The sequence below is a fragment of the Rhodococcus sp. 06-462-5 genome, from assembly GCF_002258315.1.
Lineage (GTDB): Bacteria > Actinomycetota > Actinomycetes > Mycobacteriales > Mycobacteriaceae > Rhodococcoides.
Window position 1 is genome coordinate 308,426 of sequence record NZ_NOYD01000038.1, and the last position, 20,982, is coordinate 329,407.

Here is a 20,982-nt window from a genome sequence, read left to right on the forward strand (position 1 = left end):
CGGTCAGCCGGGATCGGCCGGAATCAGATTGGTTCCGAACGCGCACACCGTCATCTCGTGCAGTCCGGCGCTGTCGTTCGGATGCTCGAGCGCCTGCATCGACATCAGGACGTTGAGCAGCATCCCGTGCGCGATGAACTGCCGTGCCTGATCCTCGGAACAACCTGTGCCCTCACGTATCCGGCTGTAGATGGCACCCATTCCCTCCCGCGCTGCCCGGCCGATCTCGGGTACCGAGCCTGCGCCGAATCCGTGCATCATGACCATCAACAGGTCGCGATCGGCCACCAGATCGGCGTAGGCGGAACCGAGATCTGCCCAGGTGCCGTCGTCGTCGGGGTCGAGCGGGCCCGCCGCCAGCACGGCATCGAACGCGGCCATGATGCCGTCGACGGAGCGTTGGAACACCAGTCGAAACAACTCGACCTTGGTGCCGAACATACGGACCACGTACGGCTGAGAGACGCCGGCTTCCTTCGCGACGGCGTCGGTACTTGTGCCGGCGTAACCCCCGCGCGCGAACGCGCGCATCGCCGCGTCGAGGACGAGCTCTCGGCGTTCGGCCGCATCCATGCGGGTGGCTCTGGGCTTGGGCGCTGACGGGTCGGACATGTTGACAGGTTATCAGTCGATAACTTACGGTCTCCAACAAGTAATCATTCGATGCTTACAAACGCGAGACGGGACGACCGCAATGACCGCCACAGCCTCTCCACCAGGAGTGCAGCCTGCCACTCGGAACGTTCCCGTGTGGCTCGGCATCCTTGCAGCTTCCCTGCCGATGTTCATGGCAACCCTCGACAATCTGGTGATGACCAGTGCACTCCCGGTCATCCAGCAGGACCTGAACGCCTCCGTCGGACAGCTGCAGTGGTTCCTCAACGCGTACACCCTCAGCTTCGCCACCTTCATGCTGACGGCGGCGACGCTCGGCGACAGATGGGGCAGACGCACGGTGTTCCTCGGTGGGATCACCGTCTTCACCGCCGCCTCGGTGGCCAGCGCGCTCGCTGCGAGTCCAGCGATGCTCATCGCGGCGCGCGCCGTGCAGGGAATCGGTGCAGCCGCGATCATGCCGTTGTCCCTGGCGTTGCTCGCCGCGGTGGTGCCGGTGGGCAAGCGTGCGATGGCGATCGGGATATGGGGTGGAGTCTCCGGACTCGGTGTCGCGCTGGGACCGGTGGTCGGCGGAGCCGTCGTCGACGGGATTTCCTGGCAGGCGATCTTCTGGATCAACGTTCCGGTGGCCCTCGTCGCAGTTCCGCTGGCGTACGTCGCGCTGAAGGAAACAGCAGGGCGCATCCAACCGCTCGATCTGCCCGGCGTTGTCCTCGCAGGTGGCGGTGTCTTCCTTCTGGTGTGGGCGGTGGTCCACGGCAACGACGACGGGTGGGCGTCGGCCACGGTGCTCGCCGGCTTCATCGGCTCGGCGGTGCTGCTCGTCGCGTTCGTCCTGCGCGCTTCGCGCACCCGGCACTCGGTACTGCCGCTCGTACTCTTTCGTTCGCGCAGCTTCACCCTCGCCAACATCATCGGAATCACGTTCTCGCTCGGCATGTTCGGGGCGGTGTTCCTCCTCGCGCAATACCTGCAGATCGTGATGAACTACACGCCGTTCCAGGCAGGCCTACGCACGCTGCCGTGGACTGCAGCACCGATGGTGGTCGCACCGATCGCAGGTCTGCTCGCCGAGCGCGTCGGACTGCGCGGGTTGTTGGTCGGCGGCCTGTCGCTGCAGTCGGTCTCGCTCGTGTGGATGGCGCTGATTCTGGGAACCGACACCGAGTATTCGTCGATGGTCCCGGCCCTGCTGATGGCGGGCGTGGGCATGGGGCTGACGTTCGCTCCGTCCGCCACCGCAGTGCTGCGGGATATGAAGGACGACGATCACGCCACCGCGAGCAGTGCGAACTCCACTGTGCGAGAGGTGGGTATCGCGCTCGGCATCGCGGTACTGACAGCGGTGTTCATCGGAGCCGGTGGATCACTGACACCCACCGGTTACACCGACGCCTTGGCACCCGCTCTGCTCGTCGGCGCTGGGGCAGTGGCGATCGGACTGGTGGCGGCGCTGTTCATGCCGGGGCGTTCCGTCGGACCGGAACAAGCGCTCACGGTTGGCCGGGAAATGCCGTCGACGACGGACTGACGCCCAGAATCTGCTGCCACGTCGCGAGGCGCACCGCGGCGTCGGTCAACGCCTGCACCCCCATGTCGCGGGTCGCTCCCGAGCGGCTGCGTTCGATCAGCGAACGCCACGCGATGCTCGTGTCGATCTCGGCCTGCGCGGCCAACTGTGCAGCCGAGATCGCGTCGGTCACCGGAAACGGCGACGCGTACGCCGGATCGGGCAGTGGCACAGTGACGCTCGCTGCCTGGAGCGCATCGATGGTCGCGTCTCGGCGTGCACGGTGAGCGGCAGTGTTCGACGCCACCACCTCGGCGCGGGTGGGGTTGGAGAATGCCGCGACGACGCCGTAGGCGAACACCGCCGCGTATTCGGCGTCCAGGGCATCGACGAGGCCTTGCTGTTCCGGACCGAGATCGCTCATGCCAGAACCACCAGGGCCGAGACCGTGCAGGAGGCGCTGATCGAACCGAGAAGGCCTGCCCGGTAACCGCTTTCGTTGCGCGCCGCATCTGCTGCGCTGCGAGCGGAGGAGGTCAACATCTCCCGCACGGCCACGAGATCGGGCGGTGGCGTCGTGGGAGCGGGTGTCGTGGTGGCGGCGACCGAAGACGTGTCCGTCGAGGCGCCGGTGGCGCGGGCGATCTCGGTGTCGAGCGCAGCGGCGTGCTCGGTCCGCTGCGCCGCAACGATTCCGAGTGCTGCCGCGTAGTCGGTGATCACCGTCGCGGCCGCGGTGGCATCCGCGGCATCGGCGCGGGCAGCACGCAACTGCGCGGTCAGGGTATCGAGGGCAGGACCCGAGATGGTCTCCTGGCTGCAGGCCGCCATGCTGGACACGGTGGCCGCGGACAGAGCGGCGACACCGGCGAGTCGGAACAACCCGCGGCGACTGAGCGCGAGGGGGACGGTCGGCGTTGGCACTCCGATATCGTGCCAGACCGCAGCGCTCGCACGCGCCGTGCCCGTGTGTCGCGTCGGCGATCGTGGTCACGAGCAGTGCCTGCGGGGCGGTAGGCTGTTGGTTCACCAAACGCAGTCCGGCTGCCGTACGCCGGATCGCCCACAACTACACACGAGGAGTTCGCGACATGCCTGTTCCGTCCAAGGAAAGGGTTGTCGAACTGCTCGCCGACCTCGTTCGAGAACGGGGTTACGACCTCGAAGACGTGAACGTTGTCGCCGCAGGAAAGCACAGTGCAGTGCGGATCATGGTCGATCGCGAAGAGGGAATCGACCTCGACGCGCTCCCGGAACTGAGCCGCGAGATCTCGGATGTCTTCGATGCCGTGACCGATTTCGGGGAAGCCCCGTACACGCTGGAAGTCACCACCCCAGGAATCGACCGCCCGCTGACCGAGGCTCGGCATTGGCGTCGGGCCCGCGGACGCAAGGTGCGCGTCGAACTCGCCGACGGCAAGTTCGACGGTCGCGTCGGTGCGCTCGACGGTGACTCGGTCACCGTGGTGATCAAGGAGAAGGGTGTGCTGTCGACGCGCTCCGTTGCATTGGCCGATGTAGTGAAAGCTGTTGTACAGGTGGAGTTCTCGCGGCCGAGCGCCGAAGAGATGGACCTGGCGGGCGGCGTGGTCGGAAGCAGGCCGTCACCCGCGAACACCGATGAGATCGTGGACGTGGAAGCACCGGAAGAAGGGTCGGACAAGTGAATATCGACATCGCCGCATTGCGCGCCATCGAGGCGGACAAGGGAATTCCGATCGAGATGGTGATCTCGACGATTCAGACCGCATTGCTGACGGCCTACCGTCACACCGAGGGGCACCAGTCCAACGCGTGGATCGACGTCGATCGCAAGACCGGCTCCGTTCGGGTGATGGCCAAGGAACTCGACGCCGACGGCAATCTGATCTCCGAGTGGGACGACACCCCGGAAGGCTTCGGACGCATCGCGGCGACCACGGCGCGTCAGGTCATCCTGCAGCGCCTGCGCGACGCCGAGCACGAGCGGTCGTTCGGCGAGTACTCCACGCACGAGGGCGAGATCGTCAACGGTGTCATCCAGCGCGACACGCGTGCCAATGCCAAGGGCACCGTCATCGTCCGCATCGGCAGTGACGCCAACGGAGCCGACGGTCTGCTGCCGCCCGCCGAGCAGGTGCCGGGTGAGAGCTACGAGCACGGCGAACGCATCAAGTGCTACGTCGTCGGAGTCGCCCGGGGCAACCGCGGTCCGCAGATCACGCTCTCGCGCACCCATCCGAATCTGGTGCGCAAGCTGTTCGCCCTCGAAGTGCCCGAGATCGCCGACGGTTCGGTCGACATCGTGGCAGTGGCCCGCGAGTCGGGGCACCGCTCGAAGATCGCCGTTGCGTCCACCGTGTCCGGTCTCAACGCCAAAGGCGCGTGCATCGGACCGATGGGGCAGCGCGTGCGCAACGTGATGAGCGAACTTGCGGGCGAGAAGATCGACATCATCGATTTCGACGAGGATCCGGCCACGTTCGTCGGGAATGCACTTTCCCCGTCGAAGGTTGTCTCTGTGACGGTCGTCGACGCGGTTGCGCGTGCAGCCCGGGTCGTGGTTCCCGAATACCAGCTTTCTCTGGCCATCGGCAAGGAAGGGCAGAACGCTCGACTGGCCGCCCGATTGACCGGTTGGCGCATCGACATCCGCAGCGATGCGGCGGCACCCGAGACGACCAGCGCGTAGGGCCGGAATGCGGAGTTCGGGGCAATACAGCGGTAGAGTGGTCGATGGTTCGGTAACGACCTCTCCGCCCAGAGACATGAACGCGAGTATCCGGTAGTGACAAGCCGGCCGATTCGTACATGCATCGGGTGCAGAGAGCGAGTGCCGGCCGCCGATCTGTTGAGGATCGTGGTTCGAGAAGCTGGTTCGCACGAATTCGCTCTCGTCCCCGACGTCCGGCATTCGATGTCCGGCCGTGGTGCGTGGTTGCACTACAGCCGAGAATGCCTGCACAATGCGGAACGACGCCGAGTCTTCGGTCGCGCGTTTCGGATATCGGGAAATGTGGAATCGTCCGCAGTGACAGCCGTGCTCGACGAGTACGACAAGCTGCAGGCCGAGGACACGACAAGAGCAACACCCGTCGACAAGAACAGGCAACAGCACTGATGAGCACACCGTGAAGCACCAACGATGAACGTCCATCGGAGATAACCCGAGGTCGTGCGGGCACCAAGCCTCGCTCGGCCTCTCAGTGAGGAGAGCAGTGGCAGGCAAGGCCCGCGTGCACGAGTTGGCAAAAGAACTCGGTGTCACCAGTAAGGAACTACTCGCACGGCTCAAAGAGCAGGGCGAGTTCGTCAAGTCCGCATCATCCACAGTCGAAGCCCCCGTGGCACGTCGACTGCGTGAATCCTTCCCGTCCGACAGTGCGGACACGTCTGCACCCGCCGCAGCTGCACCGAACGGTCGCGCAGCGGCCGATCGTGCTGCAGGCAGCACCGCGAAGCCGGGCGCAGCGAAACCGGGCGGACCCCGTCCCGGCCCCAAGCCGGCACCCCGTCCGGCAGAGCCGGAAGCACCCGCAGCGCAAGCTCCCGTGGAGGCAGCACCGGCTGCACCCGCAACTCCGGCTGCCCCGCCGGCTCCGGCCCCGGCAGCACCGACCCCTTCGCCCGCAGCGCCCGCCGCTTCGGTCGAACAGGCTCCTGCCGCGTCTGCCTCAACCAGCGACGCTGCACCCGCCCCGGCCGCTCCCAAGCCCGCAGGTCCCGGTCCCAAGCCCGGCCCCAAGGCTCCGCGTGTCGGTAACAACCCGTACTCCTCGGCTCCCGTGGAGCGACCGGCTCCCCGGCCCGCTCCCGGTGCTCCGCGCCCCGGTGGCGGACGACCCGCTCCCGGACAGGGTGGGCCTCGTCCCGCAACACCGTCCGGTGGCAGTCGTCCGGCTCCCGGTCAGGGCGGGCCTCGTCCCGCACCGGGCCAGGCCGGACCTCGTCCGAGCCCGGGCTCGATGCCTCCTCGCCCCAATCCCGGTGCCATGCCGACCCGTTCGGCACGTCCCGGTCCCGCAGCAGGTCGTCCCGGTCGCCCCGGTGGCGCTCCGGGCGGACGTCCGGGCGGCGGTGGTGGCGGTGGTTACCGCGGCGGCGGCGCTCCCGGCGCTCCCGGTGGTGCCCCCGCAGGCGGCGCTCCCGCAGGTGGTTTCCGCGGTCGTCCCGGCGGCGGTGGACGCCCCGGTCAGCGCGGCGCAGCAGCAGGTGCATTCGGTCGTCCCGGCGGAGCAGTTCGTCGTGGACGCAAGTCGAAGCGGGCGAAACGCGCCGAGTACGAGAGCATGCAGGCTCCCGCAGTCGGCGGCGTCAGGCTGCCCCGCGGTAACGGTGAGACCATCCGTCTCGCCCGCGGCGCATCGCTGTCGGACTTCGCGGACAAGATCGACGCGAACCCGGCCGCACTGGTGCAGGCCCTGTTCAACCTCGGTGAGATGGTTACCGCGACGCAGTCCGTCAACGACGAGACGCTGGAGCTTCTCGGCGGCGAGATGAACTACGTCGTTCAGGTCGTCAGTCCCGAGGACGAAGATCGTGAGCTCCTCGACTCGTTCGACCTCACCTACGGCGAGGATGCCGGCGGCGAGGACGATCTGGAACAGCGTCCCCCGGTGGTCACCGTCATGGGCCACGTCGATCACGGTAAGACGCGACTGCTCGACTCGATTCGTAACACCACGGTGCGCGAAGGCGAGGCAGGCGGAATCACGCAGCACATCGGTGCGTACCAGGTGCTGACCGAGCTCGAAGGCAACGAACGTCTCGTCACCTTCATCGACACCCCCGGTCACGAGGCCTTCACGGCCATGCGTGCTCGTGGTGCGAAGGCCACCGACCTCGCGATCCTGGTGGTCGCAGCCGACGACGGCGTCATGCCGCAGACGGTGGAGGCCATCAACCACGCCCAGGCGGCCGATGTGCCGATCGTGGTCGCGGTGAACAAGATCGACAAGGAAGGCGCGAACCCGGACAAGATCCGGCAGCAGCTGACCGAATACGGTCTGGTCGCCGAGGAGTACGGCGGCGAGACGATGTTCGTCGACATCTCCGCCAAGCAGGGCACCAACATCGATGCCCTCCTCGAAGCGGTGCTGCTGACGGCCGACGCGTCGCTCGATCTGCGTGCCAACCCGGACATGGACGCTCAGGGTGTCGCCATCGAGGCGCACCTCGACCGTGGTCGTGGCCCGGTCGCGACCGTGCTCATCGCTCGCGGAACGCTGCGTGTCGGTGACTCGATCGTCGCCGGTGACGCGTACGGACGCGTTCGTCGAATGGTCGACGAGCACGGCGAGGACGTCACCGAAGCGATGCCGTCCCGTCCCGTGCAGGTCATCGGCTTCACGTCGGTGCCCGGTGCAGGCGACAACCTGTTGGTCGTCGACGAGGACCGGATCGCGCGGCAGATCGCCGACCGTCGAAATGCGCGCAAGCGCAATGCGCTGGCAGCCAAGAGCCGCAAGCGCATCAGCCTCGACGATCTCGATGCAGCTCTGAAGGAGACTTCGCAGCTCAACTTGATCCTCAAGGGTGACAACTCGGGAACCGTGGAAGCGCTCGAAGAGGCGCTGCTCGGTATCGAGATCGACGACGAGGTCGAACTGCGCGTCATCGACCGCGGTGTCGGTGGCGTCACGGAGACCAACGTGAACCTGGCGTCGGCATCCAACGCGATCATCATCGGCTTCAACGTTCGAGCGGAAGGCAAGGCCACCGAGCTGGCCAACCGCGAAGGCGTCGACATCCGGTACTACTCGGTGATCTACCAGGCCATCGACGAGATCGAGAAGGCCCTCAAGGGCATGCTCAAGCCGGTGTACGAAGAGGTTGCCCTCGGGCAGGCCGAGATCCGCGCGCTGTTCCGTTCCTCCAAGGTCGGAAACATCGCCGGTTGCCTCGTCACCTCCGGTACGATCCGTCGCAACGCCAAGGCACGACTCATCCGAGACAGTGCCGTTGTCGCGGAAACCGTCACGATCTCCTCGCTCCGCCGCGAGAAGGACGACGCGACGGAGGTCCGGGAGGGCTACGAGTGTGGTTTGACGGTGACGTACTCCGACATCAAGGTGGGCGATGTCATCGAGGCGTACGAACTCCGTGAAAAGCCGCGCGACTAGTACGGGTGCGGAGCCGTTCGGCTCCGCATTCGGTCGCGTCGGCTCGGTGGTGAAGCCAGGGGAGTGACACTGCGCTCCGACTTTCGAGCCGGTGGTGGTACGACAGATGTACCACCACCGGCTTTGTCGTCGAAGCTGATCGAAGGACGTCAGCGTGTATCTGGGTGCTCTGGAGTTGGACGTGTTGTTGGGGGATGTGCGTTCGCTCGCCGAGAAACGGTCGATGGTGGAACCGGTCCTCGGTGATTTGCAACGGCTGGGCGTCTCGGCTGCCGAAACCGGTGAGCGAGAACGTATTCGGCGGTCCCTGCTGGGGGTTGCCGCGGCCGGTACCGATGTCGACCTACTGCACGACAAACTGGACGAGTGCGAACGGCATGTCGCCGAACGCCACGATCTGGAACTGTTGGCAGTACGCCGGAGAATCTTCGGACCCGAGGATTGATCCGGGAAGTCCGCCGAGCCCTGCTCGGCAGACGTGAAGTGCACAACCGTCGGTACGTCGCAACACAATCGACGTTCGGCCATGAAAGAGGAGTGTGATTGTCGTGGTGGATCAGGCCAGGGCTCGTAAGTTGTCCAAGCGAATCGCTGCCATCGTTGCGACGGCGATCGATCACGAGATCAAGGATCCACGGCTGGCGTTCGTGACCATCACCGACACCAAGGTGACCGCCGACCTGCACGACGCCACGGTGTACTACACCGTGATGGGCGAAGATCTCGATACTCCGCCCGATCTGCAGGCCGCGGCGGCAGGACTCGAGAAGGCCAAGGGTGTGCTGCGCTCGAAGGTCGGAGCCGGAACGGGTGTTCGGTACACGCCGACATTGACCTTCGTGACCGACACGGTGCCCGACACCGCACGCCACATGGAAGACCTTCTCGAACGCGCCCGAGTGGCCGACGAGGAACTGGCCCGCGCCCGTGCGAACGCCAAGCCCGCAGGCGACCCAGACCCATACAAAGCCCCGCGCGAAGTCGCAGACTCAGATGGTCATTCCGCAGGCTCCACTCCTGAATTGGATGGTCATTCCGCAGGCTCCACTCCTGCAGACGTCGAGCCCGCCGAAGCCGACTGACATGTCCGATGGTTCGGGGTCGGTGTCAGAGGCCGACGAGGAGCTGGCGCACGCGATCGAGATGCTCGAACGTGCATCGTCGGTGACCGTGCTCTGTCATGTTCAGCCCGATGCCGACACGATCGGTAGTGGGCTCGCGCTCGGTTCGGTGCTCGAACGTCGCGGTGCGACCGTCCAGGTGGCGTTCGCGGCACCGGCGTCCCTGCCCGAGTCGATGGACGAGTTGCCCGGCAGGCACCTCCTGGTCGACGCCGATCAGGTCACCGACACCGTCGACCTGGTGGTCACGGTCGACGCCGGAAGCCGAGGTCGGCTGGGTTCGTTGGGTGACCGACTCGACACGGCGAAGGCCAGCCTCGTCATCGATCACCACCGCAGCAACACTCGATTCGGAACGCTGAACGTGGTGCATGCATCCGCCGAGTCCACCACCGCCGTGATCGCGCGTCTGTTCGATCGGTGGGGCGTCGAGATCGACGCCGATCTGGCTCACCTGCTCTTCGCGGGCCTGGTTACCGATACCGGTTCGTTCCGCTGGGTTCGCCCGGGTTCTCACCTGTTGGCCGAGAGACTGTTGGCCACGGGCATCGACGGCGCTCACATCGCCCGCAAGCTACTCGACACCCATCCGTTCGACTGGCTGCCGATGCTCGGGTCCGTGCTCGGCTCGGCATCCCTGATTCCCGACGCAGCAGACGGACGAGGGCTGGTGTACGCCGTCATTCGGAGCGAGGATTCGGCCGGACTGCGGTCCGAGGAAATCGAGAGTGTGATCGACATCGTGCGCACCACCTCCGAAGCGGAGGTGGCCGCGGTGCTCAAGCAACAGGATTTCGGCTCGGTCTGGGTGGTCTCCCTGCGCTCGAAGACCGAGGTCGACGTCTCGGCAGTGGCCTGTGAACTCGGCGGCGGCGGGCACCGCAACGCAGCCGGCTACACCGCGACCGGTGACCTGCCCGACGTGATCGAAGCGCTGCGCGGAGCCCTCTCGGCGTCGTGAGCTCCACTCCGGTCACCGCTCGAAAGATCCTCGGCCTGTCGCTGCCCTCCCTCGGCGTCCTTGCCGCCGAACCGCTCTACCTGTTGTTCGACGCCGCCGTGATCGGCAGGCTGGGTGCCTTGGCCCTCGCAGGCCTGGCCATCGGCGGGCTCGTGCTGGCCCAGGTCAGCACCCAGCTGACTTTCCTGTCCTACGGCACGACCGCGCGAGCGGCTCGCATGCACGGTGCCGGTCGCGAACGCGATGCCGTCGGCGAGGGTGTGCAGGCAACCTGGCTGGCCTTCGCGATCGGTATCGCCATCGTCGCGGTGATGCAGCTTGCGGCCGAGCCCGTGGTGTCGGTGCTCACCGGCGGCGGAGACATCGCGGCCGAGGCGGTCGCGTGGCTGCGGGTGGCCTTGCTGGGTGTGCCGTTCATCCTGGTATCTCTGGCCGGAAACGGATGGATGCGCGGAGTCCAGAACACGGTGACCCCGCTGCGTTTCGTCGTGTTCGGCTTCGGTGTGTCGGCAGTTCTGTGCCCACTTCTGGTTCACGGGTTGCTCGGATTCCCGCGTCTGGAGCTGGTGGGATCGGCCGTGGCCAACGTGATCGGGCAGGGCGTCGCCGGTGCGCTGTTCGTCGTCGCAGTGGTGCGGGCGAGCACCGAATTGCGCCCGCGCTGGTCGGTGATGCGCGCGCAACTGGTGCTGGGGCGCGACCTGATCGTGCGCAGCCTGGCGTTCCAGGCCTGCTTTCTGTCTGCCGCTGCGGTCGCGTCGCGCTTCGGAGCAGCCTCCGTCGCCGCCAATCAGGTGGTACTGCACATGTGGAACCTGGTGTCGTTGATGCTCGATTCGTTGGCCATCGCCGCTCAGACTCTGGTGGGGGCCGCCCTGGGCGCAAGCAGGACCGACGACGCGCGCGCACTGGCGTGGCGATTGACGGCATGGTCGACGGTGTTCGCGGTCGTCCTCGCCTGCGTGTTCGCCGTCGGACGCTCGTTCGTCCCGGAGTTGTTCACCACCGACGCGTCGGTCATCGACGAGATGCATGCGATCTGGTGGATCTTCGTTGCGATCATTCCCATTGCGGGCGTGGTGTTCGCGTTGGACGGAGTGCTGCTCGGCAGTGGTGACGCCGCTTTTCTGCGGAACGCAACCATGGCGTGTGCCGTCGTGGGCTTTCTGCCGTTCATCTGGTCGGCTCTGGTGTTCGACTGGGGTTTGGTCGGCATCTGGATCGGGCTCGGGGTCTTCGTCGGACTGCGCATGCTCGCGGTCGCGGGCCGGGTGCTGTCCGGTAAGTGGCTGGTGATCGGCAGCGACCGCCAACTACGCCACTGAGCTGTCGGTCAGGGCTGCGATCGCAACGCGGGGTGCAATGCCACCTCACGGCTCTTGACGACGAAGAACACGCTGCGGCCGGGCTCGAGCCCGAGATCCGACACCGCAGCAGGGGTGATGTCGGCGGCCATGCCGGGAGACCCGTCGGGTTGCGGACGTGACCGAACACGAATCCCGGAGCCCTGCACCTCCATCTCCTCGATCACCACCTCGAACACGTTGCGGGGGCTTGCATGCGGTGCAGTCGGGTGCACCGAGACGGCGGCGGGGGAGAACACCGCCACCAGATCAGTTCCGGTGGCGTGCCGCCCGGAGCCGTGGACCGTCACTCCCCATGTCGTGGTCAGGGACGTCGAGTCGTCGGCATCGACGGCCCGTCCCGAGATCAGATTCACCCCGGCGATGCGGGCACCGAATTCGCTGCGAGGGGCGGTGAGGACCTCGGTGACCGAGCCTCGCTCGACGACGCGCCCGCCGTCGACGACCGCGACGGAATCGGCGAGCGCGACGACGTCGAGCAGATCGTGGGTCACGATCAAGGCCGTGCGGCCGCTCTCGCGCAACACCGTGCGCAGCACTCGCCGAATGCCCGGTGCCGTATCGACATCGAGCGCCGCCAGGGGTTCGTCGAGCAGCAGCAGGCGCGGATCGGCGGCAAGAGCGCGCGCGATGGCGATACGTTGGGCCTGACCGCCGGACAATTGCGCAGGGCGGCGATCGGCGAGGTGGGAGGCTCCGACCGCGTCCAGCCAGGTATCGGCGACGCCTCGCGCGGTCGCACGGTTCGCGCCGGTGCTACGCGGTGCGAAGGCCACGTTCGTGCGAGCGTCCATGTGCGGAAACAGCAGAGCTTCCTGAGCGAGGGTCGCGACGCCACGCGCGTGAATCGGCACGACGGTGTTCGAGGCGGTGTCGGTCAACACGTCCGCGCCCAGTCGGACGATTCCGTCGTCGGGTGCCACCACGCCCGAGACGAGCTGCAGCAGCGTGGATTTGCCTGCCCCGTTCGGTCCGAGGACAGCGACCGTCTCACCCGCACGGGCATCCAGTTCCAGATCGATACCGCGGGCGCCGAGGGTGGCCCGGAGGTGTAGTGAATTCACAGCGTTCCGGACGATCGTGTGCCGCGCGCGGTCACGACGACGAGTGCCGCGACGAGAATCAGCACCAGCGACAGCGCCACCGCGGCATCGGGGTCGCTCTCGCGCTGCAGATAGATCTCCAGCGGCAGTGTCCTGGTCACGCCCTCGAGGGATCCGGCGAACGTCAACGTCGCTCCGAATTCTCCGAGTGCGCGAGCGAAGGCGAGAACGGTTCCCGACACCAGTCCGGGAAGAATCAGCGGAACGGTGACTCGCCGCAGGACTGTCGTGGGGGTGGCACCCAGGGTGGCAGCCACCACGTCGTAGCGGTCACCGGCCGTGCGTAAGGCACCCTCGACGCTGACGACGAGGAAAGGTAGCGACACGAACACCTGTGCCAACACGACGGCCGAGGTGGTGAACGCTATTCGAATCCCGAAAGCATCGAGGTGTTCGCCCAACAGGCCTTGGCGTCCGAAGGTGTAGAGCAGCGCGATGCCGCCGACCACGGGGGGCAGTACCAGGGGCAGGACGACGAGAGAGCGAAGGATCGAGAGCCCTCGAATCGAGCTGCGCGAGAGCACGATTGCCATCGGCACGCCCAGAAGCACACACACGACGGTGCTGGCCGTCGCCGTCTTCAGACTCAGGATCAGCGCTGCGACAGCGGATTCGGAGGTGACGAGCCCGAGAAAATTCGACCACTCGATTCGGGTGAACATCGCGGCCAGCGGCAGTACGACGAGCAGAGCGCCCACGGCGGCCGGCGCGAATATCCACAGCGGTACTCCGACCGTCGGACGATGCCCTGCCGTGGGCAGCCCGCCGTCGGCGGCTCGAGCGGTCACGGTGCCGCGAAGCCGGCTCGACCGAGGACGTCTCGCCCGACGGGTCCGGCGACGAACTCCGTGAAGGCGCGCGCTGTGTCGGGGTTGCCGGAACCGCTCAGTGTCGCGATCGGGTAGGTGTTGACGGCCTCGCTCGACTCCTCGAAGGGCACCGTGGTCACGGCAGCGCCTGCCCCGGCCGCGTCGGTGACGTAGACCAGTCCGGCATCGGCCTGCCCCGAGGTGACCTTGCCCAGTACGTCGGTGACCGAGGATTCCTCGCTCACGGCCGGGACGAGCGTGCCGGTGGCGGTCTCGACCGCGGCCGTCGCCGCGCCGCACGGCACCTGGGGCGCGCAGATCACTGTCAGAACATCGGGGTTCGCCAGATCGGCGAACGATGCGATGCGGTCCGGGTTTCCGGGGGCGGTCACGATGGTCAGAGTGTTGGACGCGAAGTCGACGGGACTGCCCGCCACCAGATCCTCGTCGACCGTCGCGGTCATGTTCTTCGTATCTGCGGAGGCGAAGACGTCGGCGGGCGCGCCGGAGATCAGCTGCGCGGCCAGATCGGACGAGCCCGCGAAACTGAACTCCACCGAGGTGCCGGGGTGTTCGGCCTCGAATCGAGTACCGAGATCGGTGAACGTCGCGCGAAGCGATGCTGCGGCGAAGACCGTGATCTCGCCTCCGACTGCGTGGGCGTCCGAGGCCACATCGGGTGTTGTCGTATCGGACTGCGAGCTGCACCCGACGAGCATCAGGGTGGCTGCAACCACGAGGGCGGATGCCGGGCGCATTGTCTTCACGAACATCTCCTGCGTTCTACGGTGTCTCGACGATGACGGTGGTCGCCTTGACGACGGCGACGGTGACCTTGCCGGGCTCGAGCCCCAGTTCGCGAACCGATCGGGTGCTCATCAGCGACACGATCGTGAACGGCCCGCACTGCATGCTCACCTCGCTCATCACTGCGTCCGAGACGACCTCGGTGACCAAACCCACGAGCCGGTTGCGGGCCGAGCTGCCGCCCGACGAGATCTCCGGCGGGGGGACGGCGTGTTCGCGTGCGTAGTCGGCAAGGTCGCGGCCGGCGATGACCTTCCGTCCGGTTTCGTCCTCGAGCGCGGGGAGTGCGCCGCTGTCGATCCATCGGCGCACGGTGTCGTCACTGACGCCGAGGAGCGCTGCGGCGTCTCGAACGCGGACCGGGGGCACCGTCATCGAGATGTCACCCGACCGAACCTCCGCAAACAAGTCATGAGAGGCACCATACACCCGAATCTGCGGGTGTTTCGACTCGATCCTGTTCTCGGCGAGCAGCACCGTCCGACGGTCGACCGGGTTGCCGCGTCACCCGGCCGGACAGGCCGCGGAATCTGCGTGGAGTATTGGGCGTTGGTACGTTCTCGGACGGTTCTGGCGATTCGACGTCGGCGGCCGAGCGCATCGGAAGGAATTTTCAGTGGCAGCGAAGCTGTGGGCAGTGAGCGACATCCATGTCGGACATCGGGGCAACCGACCCGTGACCGAGGACATCTTTCCCGAATCTCCCGACGACTGGCTGATCGTTGCCGGCGACGTGTCGGAGAAGACCGACGACATCAAATGGGCGCTCGAACTGCTCCGTAGCCGTTTCGCGAAGGTCATCTGGGTTCCCGGCAACCACGAACTGTGGACGACGGTGAAAGATCCCGTCCAGATTCACGGTGCCGCCCGCTACGAGTACTTGGTCAACCTGTGCCGCGAGATCGACGTCGTCACCCCGGAGGATCCGTACCTGCGGTGGGAGGGCGAAGGCGGCCCGGCGACGATCGTGCCGATGTTCCTGCTGTACGACTACACGTTCCTGCCGCGGGGAGCTCGAGACAAGGAGCACGGGCTGGCGATCGCACGTGAGAAGAACGTCGTCGCCACCGACGAGTTCCTGCTGTCCTCGCAGCCGTACGCGACGCGCGACGCCTGGTGTCATGCGCGGATCGACGCCACCCGGGAGCGTCTCGACGCGCTGGACACCTCCGTTCCTACCGTGTTGATCAACCACTTCCCGATGGTTCGGCAGCCGACCGAGGTGCTGTTCTACCCGGAGTTCGCACTGTGGTGTGGGTCCACTCTGACGGCGGATTGGCACACGCGGTACAACGCGATCTGCTCGGTGTACGGGCACCTGCACATCCCGCGGACGACCTATTACGACGGCGTTCGCTTCGAGGAGGTATCGGTGGGCTACCCGCGCGAATGGCAGCGCCGCGGCCTGCCGAAGAACGTTCTGCGGCAGATTCTTCCGGTCCCCGAGTATCCGCCGGGTGCGTTGAACAAGTGGGGTGGACACTTCACGGTGACGCCCGAGATGGAGGCAGAGGTAGAGAAGATGAGGGCAGGCAAGTGATCGAGTCCATACTTCCCAACGGCGTCGTCTCGGCCGAATTATTCGCCGACCCACCGGGTTTGACGCCGCATCCACTCGAAGCCCCGCTGGTGGCCAAGGCGGTGGACAAGCGCAAGCGTGAGTTCACCTCGGCTCGACACTGTGCGCGCGTGGCGATGGAGAAGTTGGGCGTGGAGCCTGCACCGATCATGCGCGGTAAGTCCGGTGCCCCGCAGTGGCCGAAGGGTGTGGTCGGATCGTTGACGCACTGCGACGGTTATCGCGGTGCGGTGTTGGCCTACTCGATGCAGGTGCGGTCGGTGGGAATCGACGCCGAGCCACACGGACCCTTGCCCGATGGAGTGCTCGGGGCGGTGAGCCTGGAGGCCGAACGCGAGTGGCTCGCGACCGTGGGCCGTGAGGACGTGCACTGGGATCGAGTGTTGTTCTGCGCCAAGGAGGCGACGTACAAGGCCTGGGAGCCGTTGACCGGACGTTGGCTCGGCTTCGAGGACGCGCACATCACCTTCGAGCGCACCGGCTCCGGTGACGATGTGTCGGGAACGTTCCATTCGGAGCTACTGGTGCCAGGGGAGACGTTGTCCGGTCCGCCGTTGCGGGCTTTCGACGGTCGATGGATGGTGGCGGGCGGTCTGGTGATGACCGCGATCTCGGTGATGTGACGACCGGCTCCGCGAGCCTGGCACAATGCTCTCTCGTGAGTGCTCGCGAAAAGATTTCGTCCGGTCTTGTCGGTGCCGGCCTGCTCGTGGTCGACAAGGGGCCGGGAGTGACGAGCCACGATGTGGTGGCGTCGTGCCGAAAGCTGTTGCGCACCAGAAAGGTCGGCCATGCTGGGACCCTGGATCCCATGGCGACCGGCGTGCTCGTGCTCGGCGTGGAGCGTGCGACCAAGATGCTCGGATTGCTCTCGCTGACCACCAAGTCGTACACCGCCACCATCCGGCTCGGCCGGAGCACGACGACCGACGACGCCGAGGGTGACGTGCTGGCCGATGTCTCGGCCGCGCATGTCTCCGAATCCGAGATCCAGGCCGCGATCGCCGCCCTGACCGGCGATATCGAGCAGGTGCCTGCCAGCGTCAGCGCCATCAAGGTCGACGGGCAACGTGCTCACAAACTGTCCCGCGCAGGTGAGGAGTTCACCCTCGCCGCCCGCAAGGTCAGCGTCACCCGATTCGACGTGATGGCCAGGCGCGATGTGGTGGAGAACGAATCGGCCTTCGTCGACCTCGACGTCGAGGTGGACTGCACGTCGGGGACCTATGTGCGCGCCCTGGCGCGCGATCTCGGCGCGGCGCTCGGCGTCGGCGGCCACCTGACCGTGCTGCGCCGCACTCGCGTCGGACCCTTCACCCTCGACCACGCACGGACACTCGACGAGCTGGCCGAGGACCCGGCCGTGAGCCTGGACATCGACCAGGCGGCGCGAACGGCCTTTCCGCACCGGCAGATCGACGCGGGTGAGGCGGAATCGTTGAGCCAGGGACGGTGGCTGGATCCGGTCGGAATCGACGGGGTGTACGCGGCGGTCGATCCCACGGGGCACACCATCGCTCTGCTCCAGGAGAAGGGCAAGCGCGCCAGTTCGGTCATGGTCGTGCGGCCCGCGACCTTGCGCGGGCACTGAAGCGAAACCCGACGATCAGTTCGCCGGAACCATCCAGATCGCCTCGGCGGCGCGGTGGCCGAGGTCGATCGAATCGGTGGCGTCGGTGCGGGCGAGCTCGATGGCGACGGTGCCTGCGTAGTCGCGTCGTTCGACCACTGTGATCGGCAGGTCCAGCGTGATGCCGACGGAATCGAAGTACCGAAGCATCGCCGGGTCGGAGTCGGAAATTCTGGCGACTCGGCCGGATTGTCCGTCGAGGTACTCGCTCAGGCGGGTCGCGGACGGAGTCTCGATCGCACCGTCGACCGACGGAATCGGGTCGCCGTGCGGATCCCGTTCGGGGTGGCCCAGTTTGGCGTCGATTCGATCCATCATCAGATCCGAGACGGCATGTTCGAGAATCTCTGCCTCGTCGTGCACTTCGTCCCAGCCGTAACCCAGTTCTCGGACCAGATAGGTCTCGATCAGACGGTGCCGACGCACCATACCGATGGCAGCCAGTCGACCCTTCTCGGTCAGTGAGATGGCTCCGTACCGGGCGTGGTCGACCATGCCCTGGTCGGCGAGCTTGCGAATCGCCTCGGACACCGTCGAAGCGGAGACCCCGATGCGCTCGGAGAGCATCTTGGTGCTGACGGAGTCCTCGCTCCATTCGCTGGCCGTCCAGATGACCTTGAGGTAGTCCTGCGCAACCGCGGACAGTTGGACGCCCTCGTCGGCCGGTGCAGGATCGTCTTTTCGTTGCGCCACGTCGCCGAGCTTAGGCAATCCAATGGAAAAAGACATCTCACCCGGCCGGAGCCACCGGCACCTGTCCGCGTTGGCGCAGGGCGCGGATGACGATGCCCTGTGAGGGGCTGAAGAGGTAGGCAAGAACGAAGACCAGCCCCTGAGTGAGCACGACGCTGCCACCGGAGGACACGTCGAGGTAGAAGCTGGCGTAGATGCCCACCAGCGCGCAGCCCACCGAAACGATCGGTGCCAGCACCAGCATGCGGCCGAAGCTGTGGGTGAGCAGATACGCGGACGCACCGGGAGTGATGAGCATCGCCACCACGAGGATGACGCCGACGGCCTGGAGTGCCACCACGGTCGTCAGAGCGAGCAGGGTCAGCATCACGGCCGAGATCACCGTCGGGTTGATACCGACGGCTCGTGCCTGGGTGCGGTCGAAGGCGAAGAGAGTGAAGTCCCGACGCTTGACGATCATGACGGCCAGCGCGATGCCGCCGAGCACGAACACCTGGATCATGTCTGCCTGCGAGACGCCGAGCAGATTGCCGAACAGGATGTGGTTGAGGTCGATCTGGCTCGGAAACTTGGAGATCAGGACGACGCCGAGCGCGAACAGGGTGGTGAAAACGACGCCGATCGCGGCGTCCTCCTTGACGATGGTGGTGTTGCGAACGACTCCGATGGCGCCGACCGCGATGAGGGCGAACAGAAGAGCTCCGATCGCGAACGGGGCCCCGAACAGGTACGACAGCGCGACACCGGGCAGAACGGCGTGCGAGACGGCGTCGCCCATCAGCGACCACCCGATGAGAACGAGCCAGCAACTCAACACCGCGCACACGATCGAGGCGGTGACGGTCACCAGCAGGGCCCGCTGCATGAAGGTGTATTCGAGTGGATCCACGAGAAAGTCGATGACGTACACGGTTCAGCTCGCTTCCGTTGTCGGGGTGGCCGGAGTCCGAGTGCCCGCACCGAGTTGGTCGACCTTCGACGGGTCGATGCCGAAGGCCAGCGCCAGGTTCTCCGGGCGCAGTACCTCGGCGGGACTGCCGTGCATCAGCACCCGTTGCTGCAGCAGGATCGCCTCGTCGCACAGATCCGGCAACGCATGGAGATCGTGCGTGGACACGAGGACCGAGGCGCCGTGTGCGGCGAGTTCGCGGAGCAGCCGAGTGATGGTTGCCTCGGTCTTCTTGTCCACACCGGCGAAGGGCTCGTCGAGCAACAGCAGCGACGCTTCCTGTGCGATCGCGCGGGCGACGAACGCACGTTTGCGTTGCCCTCCGGAGAGCTGGCCGATCTGTCGGCTGGCGAGTTCGGCCAGATCGACGCGCTGCAGAGCCTCGTCGACGGCCAGTCGATCGGCTGCACGGGGAGTGCGAAAGAAATTCTGCTTCCCGTATCGGCCCATCATCACCACGTCGCGCACGCTGATCGGGAACGTCCAGTCGACGGATTCGGCCTGGGGTACGTAGCTGACCGTGCCTGCCTTGCGCGCCTGGGCCGGGTCGCCGCCGAACACGGTGATCGAGCCGGAGTTCGGCTTGACCACTCCCATGACGGCCTTGAACAGCGTCGACTTACCCGATCCGTTCATGCCGACCAACCCGCACACCCGGCCGGGCGCGAGCGTGAGACTGGCATCGGTCAGGGCCACGACGTCGCGGTATCGAACATTGACGGTGTCCACCGTCAGCGCCGCTCCATTCACGTGTGTGGTGGCGTCAGGTGAATTCATCGTTCTCCTACCAGTGCGTCGGCGATCAACCGTGCGTCGTAGCGCAGGAGATCCAGGTATGTGGGGACGGGGCCGGTCGCATCGCTCAGGGAATCGACGTAGAGCTGTCCGCCGAACCGAGCGCCGGTGTCCTCGGCGACCTGCAGCTGCGCCTTGTCCGAGACGGTCGACTCGCAGAATACGGCGGGTACGTCGTTGTCACGAACGAAATCGATGGTGCGCACCACCTGCTTCGGAGTTCCTTCCTGCTCGGCGTTGACCGGCCACAGGTAGGCCTCCTGCAGATCGAAGTCACGGGCCAGATAACCGAATGCGCCCTCACAGGTGACAAGCGCACGTTGCCGAGCGGGCAGCCCGGAGAGATCTGCGTCCAGCTCGGCACCGACCTCGCGGAGTTGTTCGATGTACGCGGCTGCGTTCGCGCGATAGTCGTCGGTGTTGGCGGGGTCGAGCGCGACGAACGCGTCGGCGATGTTCTCGACGTACGTCTCGGCCACGACGGGGGACATCCATGCATGGGGGTTCGCTTTGCCCGCGTAGGCATCGTCACGGATGTAGATCGGATCCACGTTCGCACTGACCACGGCGTGGGGTGCGGGGATTCGCTCGACGAATTTCTCGAACCAGGCCTCCAGCCCGAGCCCGTTGTCCAGTATCAACTCGGCCTGCTCCGCGGTGCGTAGGTCTCCTGGTGTCGGCTCGTAGCCGTGGATCTCGGCACCGGCTTTTGTGATCGATTCCACTCGAAGGTGGTCGCCGGCGACATTGGCGGCCATGTCGGCGAGGACGGTGAAGGTCGTCAGAACCAACGGTCTGCCGTCGTCGAGCACCGTCGGATCGTCCTCTCCGACGGCACGGGCACAGCCGGTCGACGCTGCTACCAGGAGTCCCACCACGGCCCAGCTCGCGAGAATCCGCCGGACGCGAAATCCACGCTGGCGAAGAAATAAGTTAGGCACA

The 20,982-nt window shown here is 66.2% G+C and carries 23 protein-coding genes; 12 read left to right on the forward strand and 11 right to left on the reverse strand.

Going from position 1 to position 20,982, the window contains the following annotated elements; translation table 11 throughout:
* Positions 1-3: 3 nt before the first annotated feature.
* Positions 4-612, reverse strand: coding sequence for a TetR/AcrR family transcriptional regulator (locus tag CH251_RS18690; RefSeq protein ID WP_256979158.1), 609 nt, complete (start codon positions 610-612; stop codon positions 4-6).
* Between the two features lie 82 nt (positions 613-694).
* Here CH251_RS18690 and CH251_RS18695 point away from each other — a divergent pair, with 82 nt between their 5' ends.
* Positions 695-2,149 (forward strand): MFS transporter, encoded by a 1,455-nt coding sequence (locus CH251_RS18695; protein ID WP_094614417.1) that lies wholly within the window; start codon positions 695-697, stop codon positions 2,147-2,149.
* Here CH251_RS18695 and CH251_RS18700 read toward each other — a convergent pair.
* Positions 2,112-2,552: a ferritin-like domain-containing protein gene (locus CH251_RS18700; protein WP_094614418.1), complete on the reverse strand. Its 441-nt coding sequence runs from the start codon at positions 2,550-2,552 to the stop codon at positions 2,112-2,114. The genes CH251_RS18695 and CH251_RS18700 overlap by 38 nt on opposite strands.
* A complete protein-coding gene (locus tag CH251_RS18705; protein ID WP_094614419.1) occupies positions 2,549-3,052 on the reverse strand; it encodes a hypothetical protein in 504 nt (167 codons plus the stop codon). The genes CH251_RS18700 and CH251_RS18705 overlap by 4 nt, the downstream gene beginning before the upstream one ends.
* 167 nt (positions 3,053-3,219) lie before the next feature.
* On the opposite strand from CH251_RS18705, the gene rimP reads away from it, so the two are divergent.
* From rimP to CH251_RS18745, 8 genes are all read left to right on the forward strand, one after another.
* Complete coding sequence (rimP, locus tag CH251_RS18710; RefSeq protein ID WP_094614420.1) at positions 3,220-3,795, forward strand: ribosome maturation factor RimP; 576 nt, start codon at positions 3,220-3,222, stop codon at positions 3,793-3,795.
* A complete protein-coding gene (nusA, locus tag CH251_RS18715) occupies positions 3,792-4,799 on the forward strand; it encodes a transcription termination factor NusA (RefSeq protein WP_068050201.1) in 1,008 nt (335 codons plus the stop codon). Before rimP ends, nusA begins: the two co-directional genes overlap by 4 nt.
* Before the next feature lie 96 nt (positions 4,800-4,895).
* The gene (locus CH251_RS18720) at positions 4,896-5,228 is read left to right on the forward strand and encodes a YlxR family protein (RefSeq protein WP_179273374.1); all 333 of its coding nucleotides are present in this window, start codon (positions 4,896-4,898) and stop codon (positions 5,226-5,228) included.
* 97 nt (positions 5,229-5,325) lie between these two features.
* Entirely contained in the window at positions 5,326-8,229 is a 2,904-nt protein-coding gene (gene infB / locus CH251_RS18725) for a translation initiation factor IF-2 (protein WP_094614421.1), read from the forward strand.
* A 154-nt stretch (positions 8,230-8,383) separates the two neighbouring features.
* Positions 8,384-8,674 carry a DUF503 domain-containing protein gene (locus tag CH251_RS18730; protein WP_068050194.1) on the forward strand — a complete coding sequence of 97 codons (291 nt, stop codon included), beginning with the start codon at positions 8,384-8,386 and terminating at the stop codon, positions 8,672-8,674.
* 103 nt (positions 8,675-8,777) lie between these two features.
* The gene (gene rbfA, locus CH251_RS18735; protein WP_094614540.1) at positions 8,778-9,311 is read left to right on the forward strand and encodes a 30S ribosome-binding factor RbfA; all 534 of its coding nucleotides are present in this window, start codon (positions 8,778-8,780) and stop codon (positions 9,309-9,311) included.
* Position 9,312: 1 nt separating this feature from the next.
* The gene (locus tag CH251_RS18740) at positions 9,313-10,311 is read left to right on the forward strand and encodes a bifunctional oligoribonuclease/PAP phosphatase NrnA (protein WP_094614422.1); all 999 of its coding nucleotides are present in this window, start codon (positions 9,313-9,315) and stop codon (positions 10,309-10,311) included.
* Complete coding sequence (locus CH251_RS18745; RefSeq protein WP_094614423.1) at positions 10,308-11,636, forward strand: MATE family efflux transporter; 1,329 nt, start codon at positions 10,308-10,310, stop codon at positions 11,634-11,636. The genes CH251_RS18740 and CH251_RS18745 overlap by 4 nt, the downstream gene beginning before the upstream one ends.
* An 8-nt stretch (positions 11,637-11,644) precedes the next feature.
* Here CH251_RS18745 and CH251_RS18750 read toward each other — a convergent pair whose 3' ends face one another.
* The 4 genes from CH251_RS18750 to CH251_RS18765 are packed head-to-tail and all read right to left on the reverse strand — an operon-like array spanning position 11,645 to position 14,769.
* Complete coding sequence (locus CH251_RS18750) at positions 11,645-12,739, reverse strand: sulfate/molybdate ABC transporter ATP-binding protein (protein WP_094614424.1); 1,095 nt, start codon at positions 12,737-12,739, stop codon at positions 11,645-11,647.
* The gene (locus CH251_RS18755; protein WP_256979160.1) at positions 12,736-13,566 is read right to left on the reverse strand and encodes an ABC transporter permease; all 831 of its coding nucleotides are present in this window, start codon (positions 13,564-13,566) and stop codon (positions 12,736-12,738) included. Before CH251_RS18755 ends, CH251_RS18750 begins: the two co-directional genes overlap by 4 nt.
* On the reverse strand, positions 13,563-14,345 hold the full coding sequence (gene modA, locus CH251_RS18760; protein ID WP_094614542.1) for a molybdate ABC transporter substrate-binding protein: 783 nt from the start codon (positions 14,343-14,345) through the stop codon (positions 13,563-13,565). Before modA ends, CH251_RS18755 begins: the two co-directional genes overlap by 4 nt.
* 25 nt (positions 14,346-14,370) lie before the next feature.
* Complete coding sequence (locus tag CH251_RS18765; protein ID WP_032398374.1) at positions 14,371-14,769, reverse strand: molybdopterin-binding protein; 399 nt, start codon at positions 14,767-14,769, stop codon at positions 14,371-14,373.
* A 241-nt stretch (positions 14,770-15,010) separates the two neighbouring features.
* Here CH251_RS18765 and CH251_RS18770 point away from each other — a divergent pair, with 241 nt between their 5' ends.
* Genes CH251_RS18770 through truB form a run of 3 tightly spaced genes read left to right on the forward strand, consistent with a single transcriptional unit; the run spans position 15,011 to position 17,564 of the window.
* Positions 15,011-15,934 carry a metallophosphoesterase gene (locus tag CH251_RS18770; protein ID WP_094614425.1) on the forward strand — a complete coding sequence of 308 codons (924 nt, stop codon included), beginning with the start codon at positions 15,011-15,013 and terminating at the stop codon, positions 15,932-15,934.
* Positions 15,931-16,596: a 4'-phosphopantetheinyl transferase gene (locus CH251_RS18775; protein WP_094614426.1), complete on the forward strand. Its 666-nt coding sequence runs from the start codon at positions 15,931-15,933 to the stop codon at positions 16,594-16,596. The genes CH251_RS18770 and CH251_RS18775 overlap by 4 nt, the downstream gene beginning before the upstream one ends.
* A 35-nt stretch (positions 16,597-16,631) precedes the next feature.
* Complete coding sequence (gene truB / locus CH251_RS18780) at positions 16,632-17,564, forward strand: tRNA pseudouridine(55) synthase TruB (RefSeq protein ID WP_094614543.1); 933 nt, start codon at positions 16,632-16,634, stop codon at positions 17,562-17,564.
* A 15-nt stretch (positions 17,565-17,579) separates the two neighbouring features.
* Here the strand turns inward: truB and CH251_RS18785 are convergent, their stop codons facing one another.
* From CH251_RS18785 to CH251_RS18800, 4 genes are read right to left on the reverse strand one after another with little or no spacing between them, the layout of a single operon-like run.
* Positions 17,580-18,332 (reverse strand): metal-dependent transcriptional regulator, encoded by a 753-nt coding sequence (locus tag CH251_RS18785; RefSeq protein ID WP_371828393.1) that lies wholly within the window; start codon positions 18,330-18,332, stop codon positions 17,580-17,582.
* Between the two features lies 1 nt (position 18,333).
* On the reverse strand, positions 18,334-19,206 hold the full coding sequence (locus tag CH251_RS18790) for a metal ABC transporter permease (RefSeq protein ID WP_094614427.1): 873 nt from the start codon (positions 19,204-19,206) through the stop codon (positions 18,334-18,336).
* A gap of 3 nt (positions 19,207-19,209) precedes the next feature.
* The gene (locus CH251_RS18795; RefSeq protein WP_094614428.1) at positions 19,210-20,022 is read right to left on the reverse strand and encodes a metal ABC transporter ATP-binding protein; all 813 of its coding nucleotides are present in this window, start codon (positions 20,020-20,022) and stop codon (positions 19,210-19,212) included.
* Positions 20,019-20,981: a metal ABC transporter substrate-binding protein gene (locus tag CH251_RS18800; protein ID WP_373454965.1), complete on the reverse strand. Its 963-nt coding sequence runs from the start codon at positions 20,979-20,981 to the stop codon at positions 20,019-20,021. The genes CH251_RS18795 and CH251_RS18800 overlap by 4 nt, the downstream gene beginning before the upstream one ends.
* Position 20,982 lies beyond the last annotated feature (1 nt).

Excerpts from the sequence above, each read along its gene's own strand:
- CH251_RS18695 (WP_094614417.1), top strand. The coding sequence starts at position 695 with ATGACCGCCACAGCCTCTCCACCAGGAGTGCAGCCTGCCACTCGGAAC.
- CH251_RS18700 (WP_094614418.1), bottom strand. The coding sequence starts at position 2,552 with ATGAGCGATCTCGGTCCGGAACAGCAAGGCCTCGTCGATGCCCTGGAC.
- CH251_RS18690 (WP_256979158.1), bottom strand. The coding sequence starts at position 612 with ATGTCCGACCCGTCAGCGCCCAAGCCCAGAGCCACCCGCATGGATGCG.
- CH251_RS18795 (WP_094614428.1), bottom strand. The coding sequence starts at position 20,022 with ATGAATTCACCTGACGCCACCACACACGTGAATGGAGCGGCGCTGACG.
- modA (WP_094614542.1), bottom strand. The coding sequence starts at position 14,345 with ATGCGCCCGGCATCCGCCCTCGTGGTTGCAGCCACCCTGATGCTCGTC.
- CH251_RS18785 (WP_371828393.1), bottom strand. The coding sequence starts at position 18,332 with ATGTCTTTTTCCATTGGATTGCCTAAGCTCGGCGACGTGGCGCAACGA.
- CH251_RS18765 (WP_032398374.1), bottom strand. The coding sequence starts at position 14,769 with ATGACGGTGCCCCCGGTCCGCGTTCGAGACGCCGCAGCGCTCCTCGGC.
- rimP (WP_094614420.1), top strand. The coding sequence starts at position 3,220 with ATGCCTGTTCCGTCCAAGGAAAGGGTTGTCGAACTGCTCGCCGACCTC.
- CH251_RS18740 (WP_094614422.1), top strand. The coding sequence starts at position 9,313 with ATGTCCGATGGTTCGGGGTCGGTGTCAGAGGCCGACGAGGAGCTGGCG.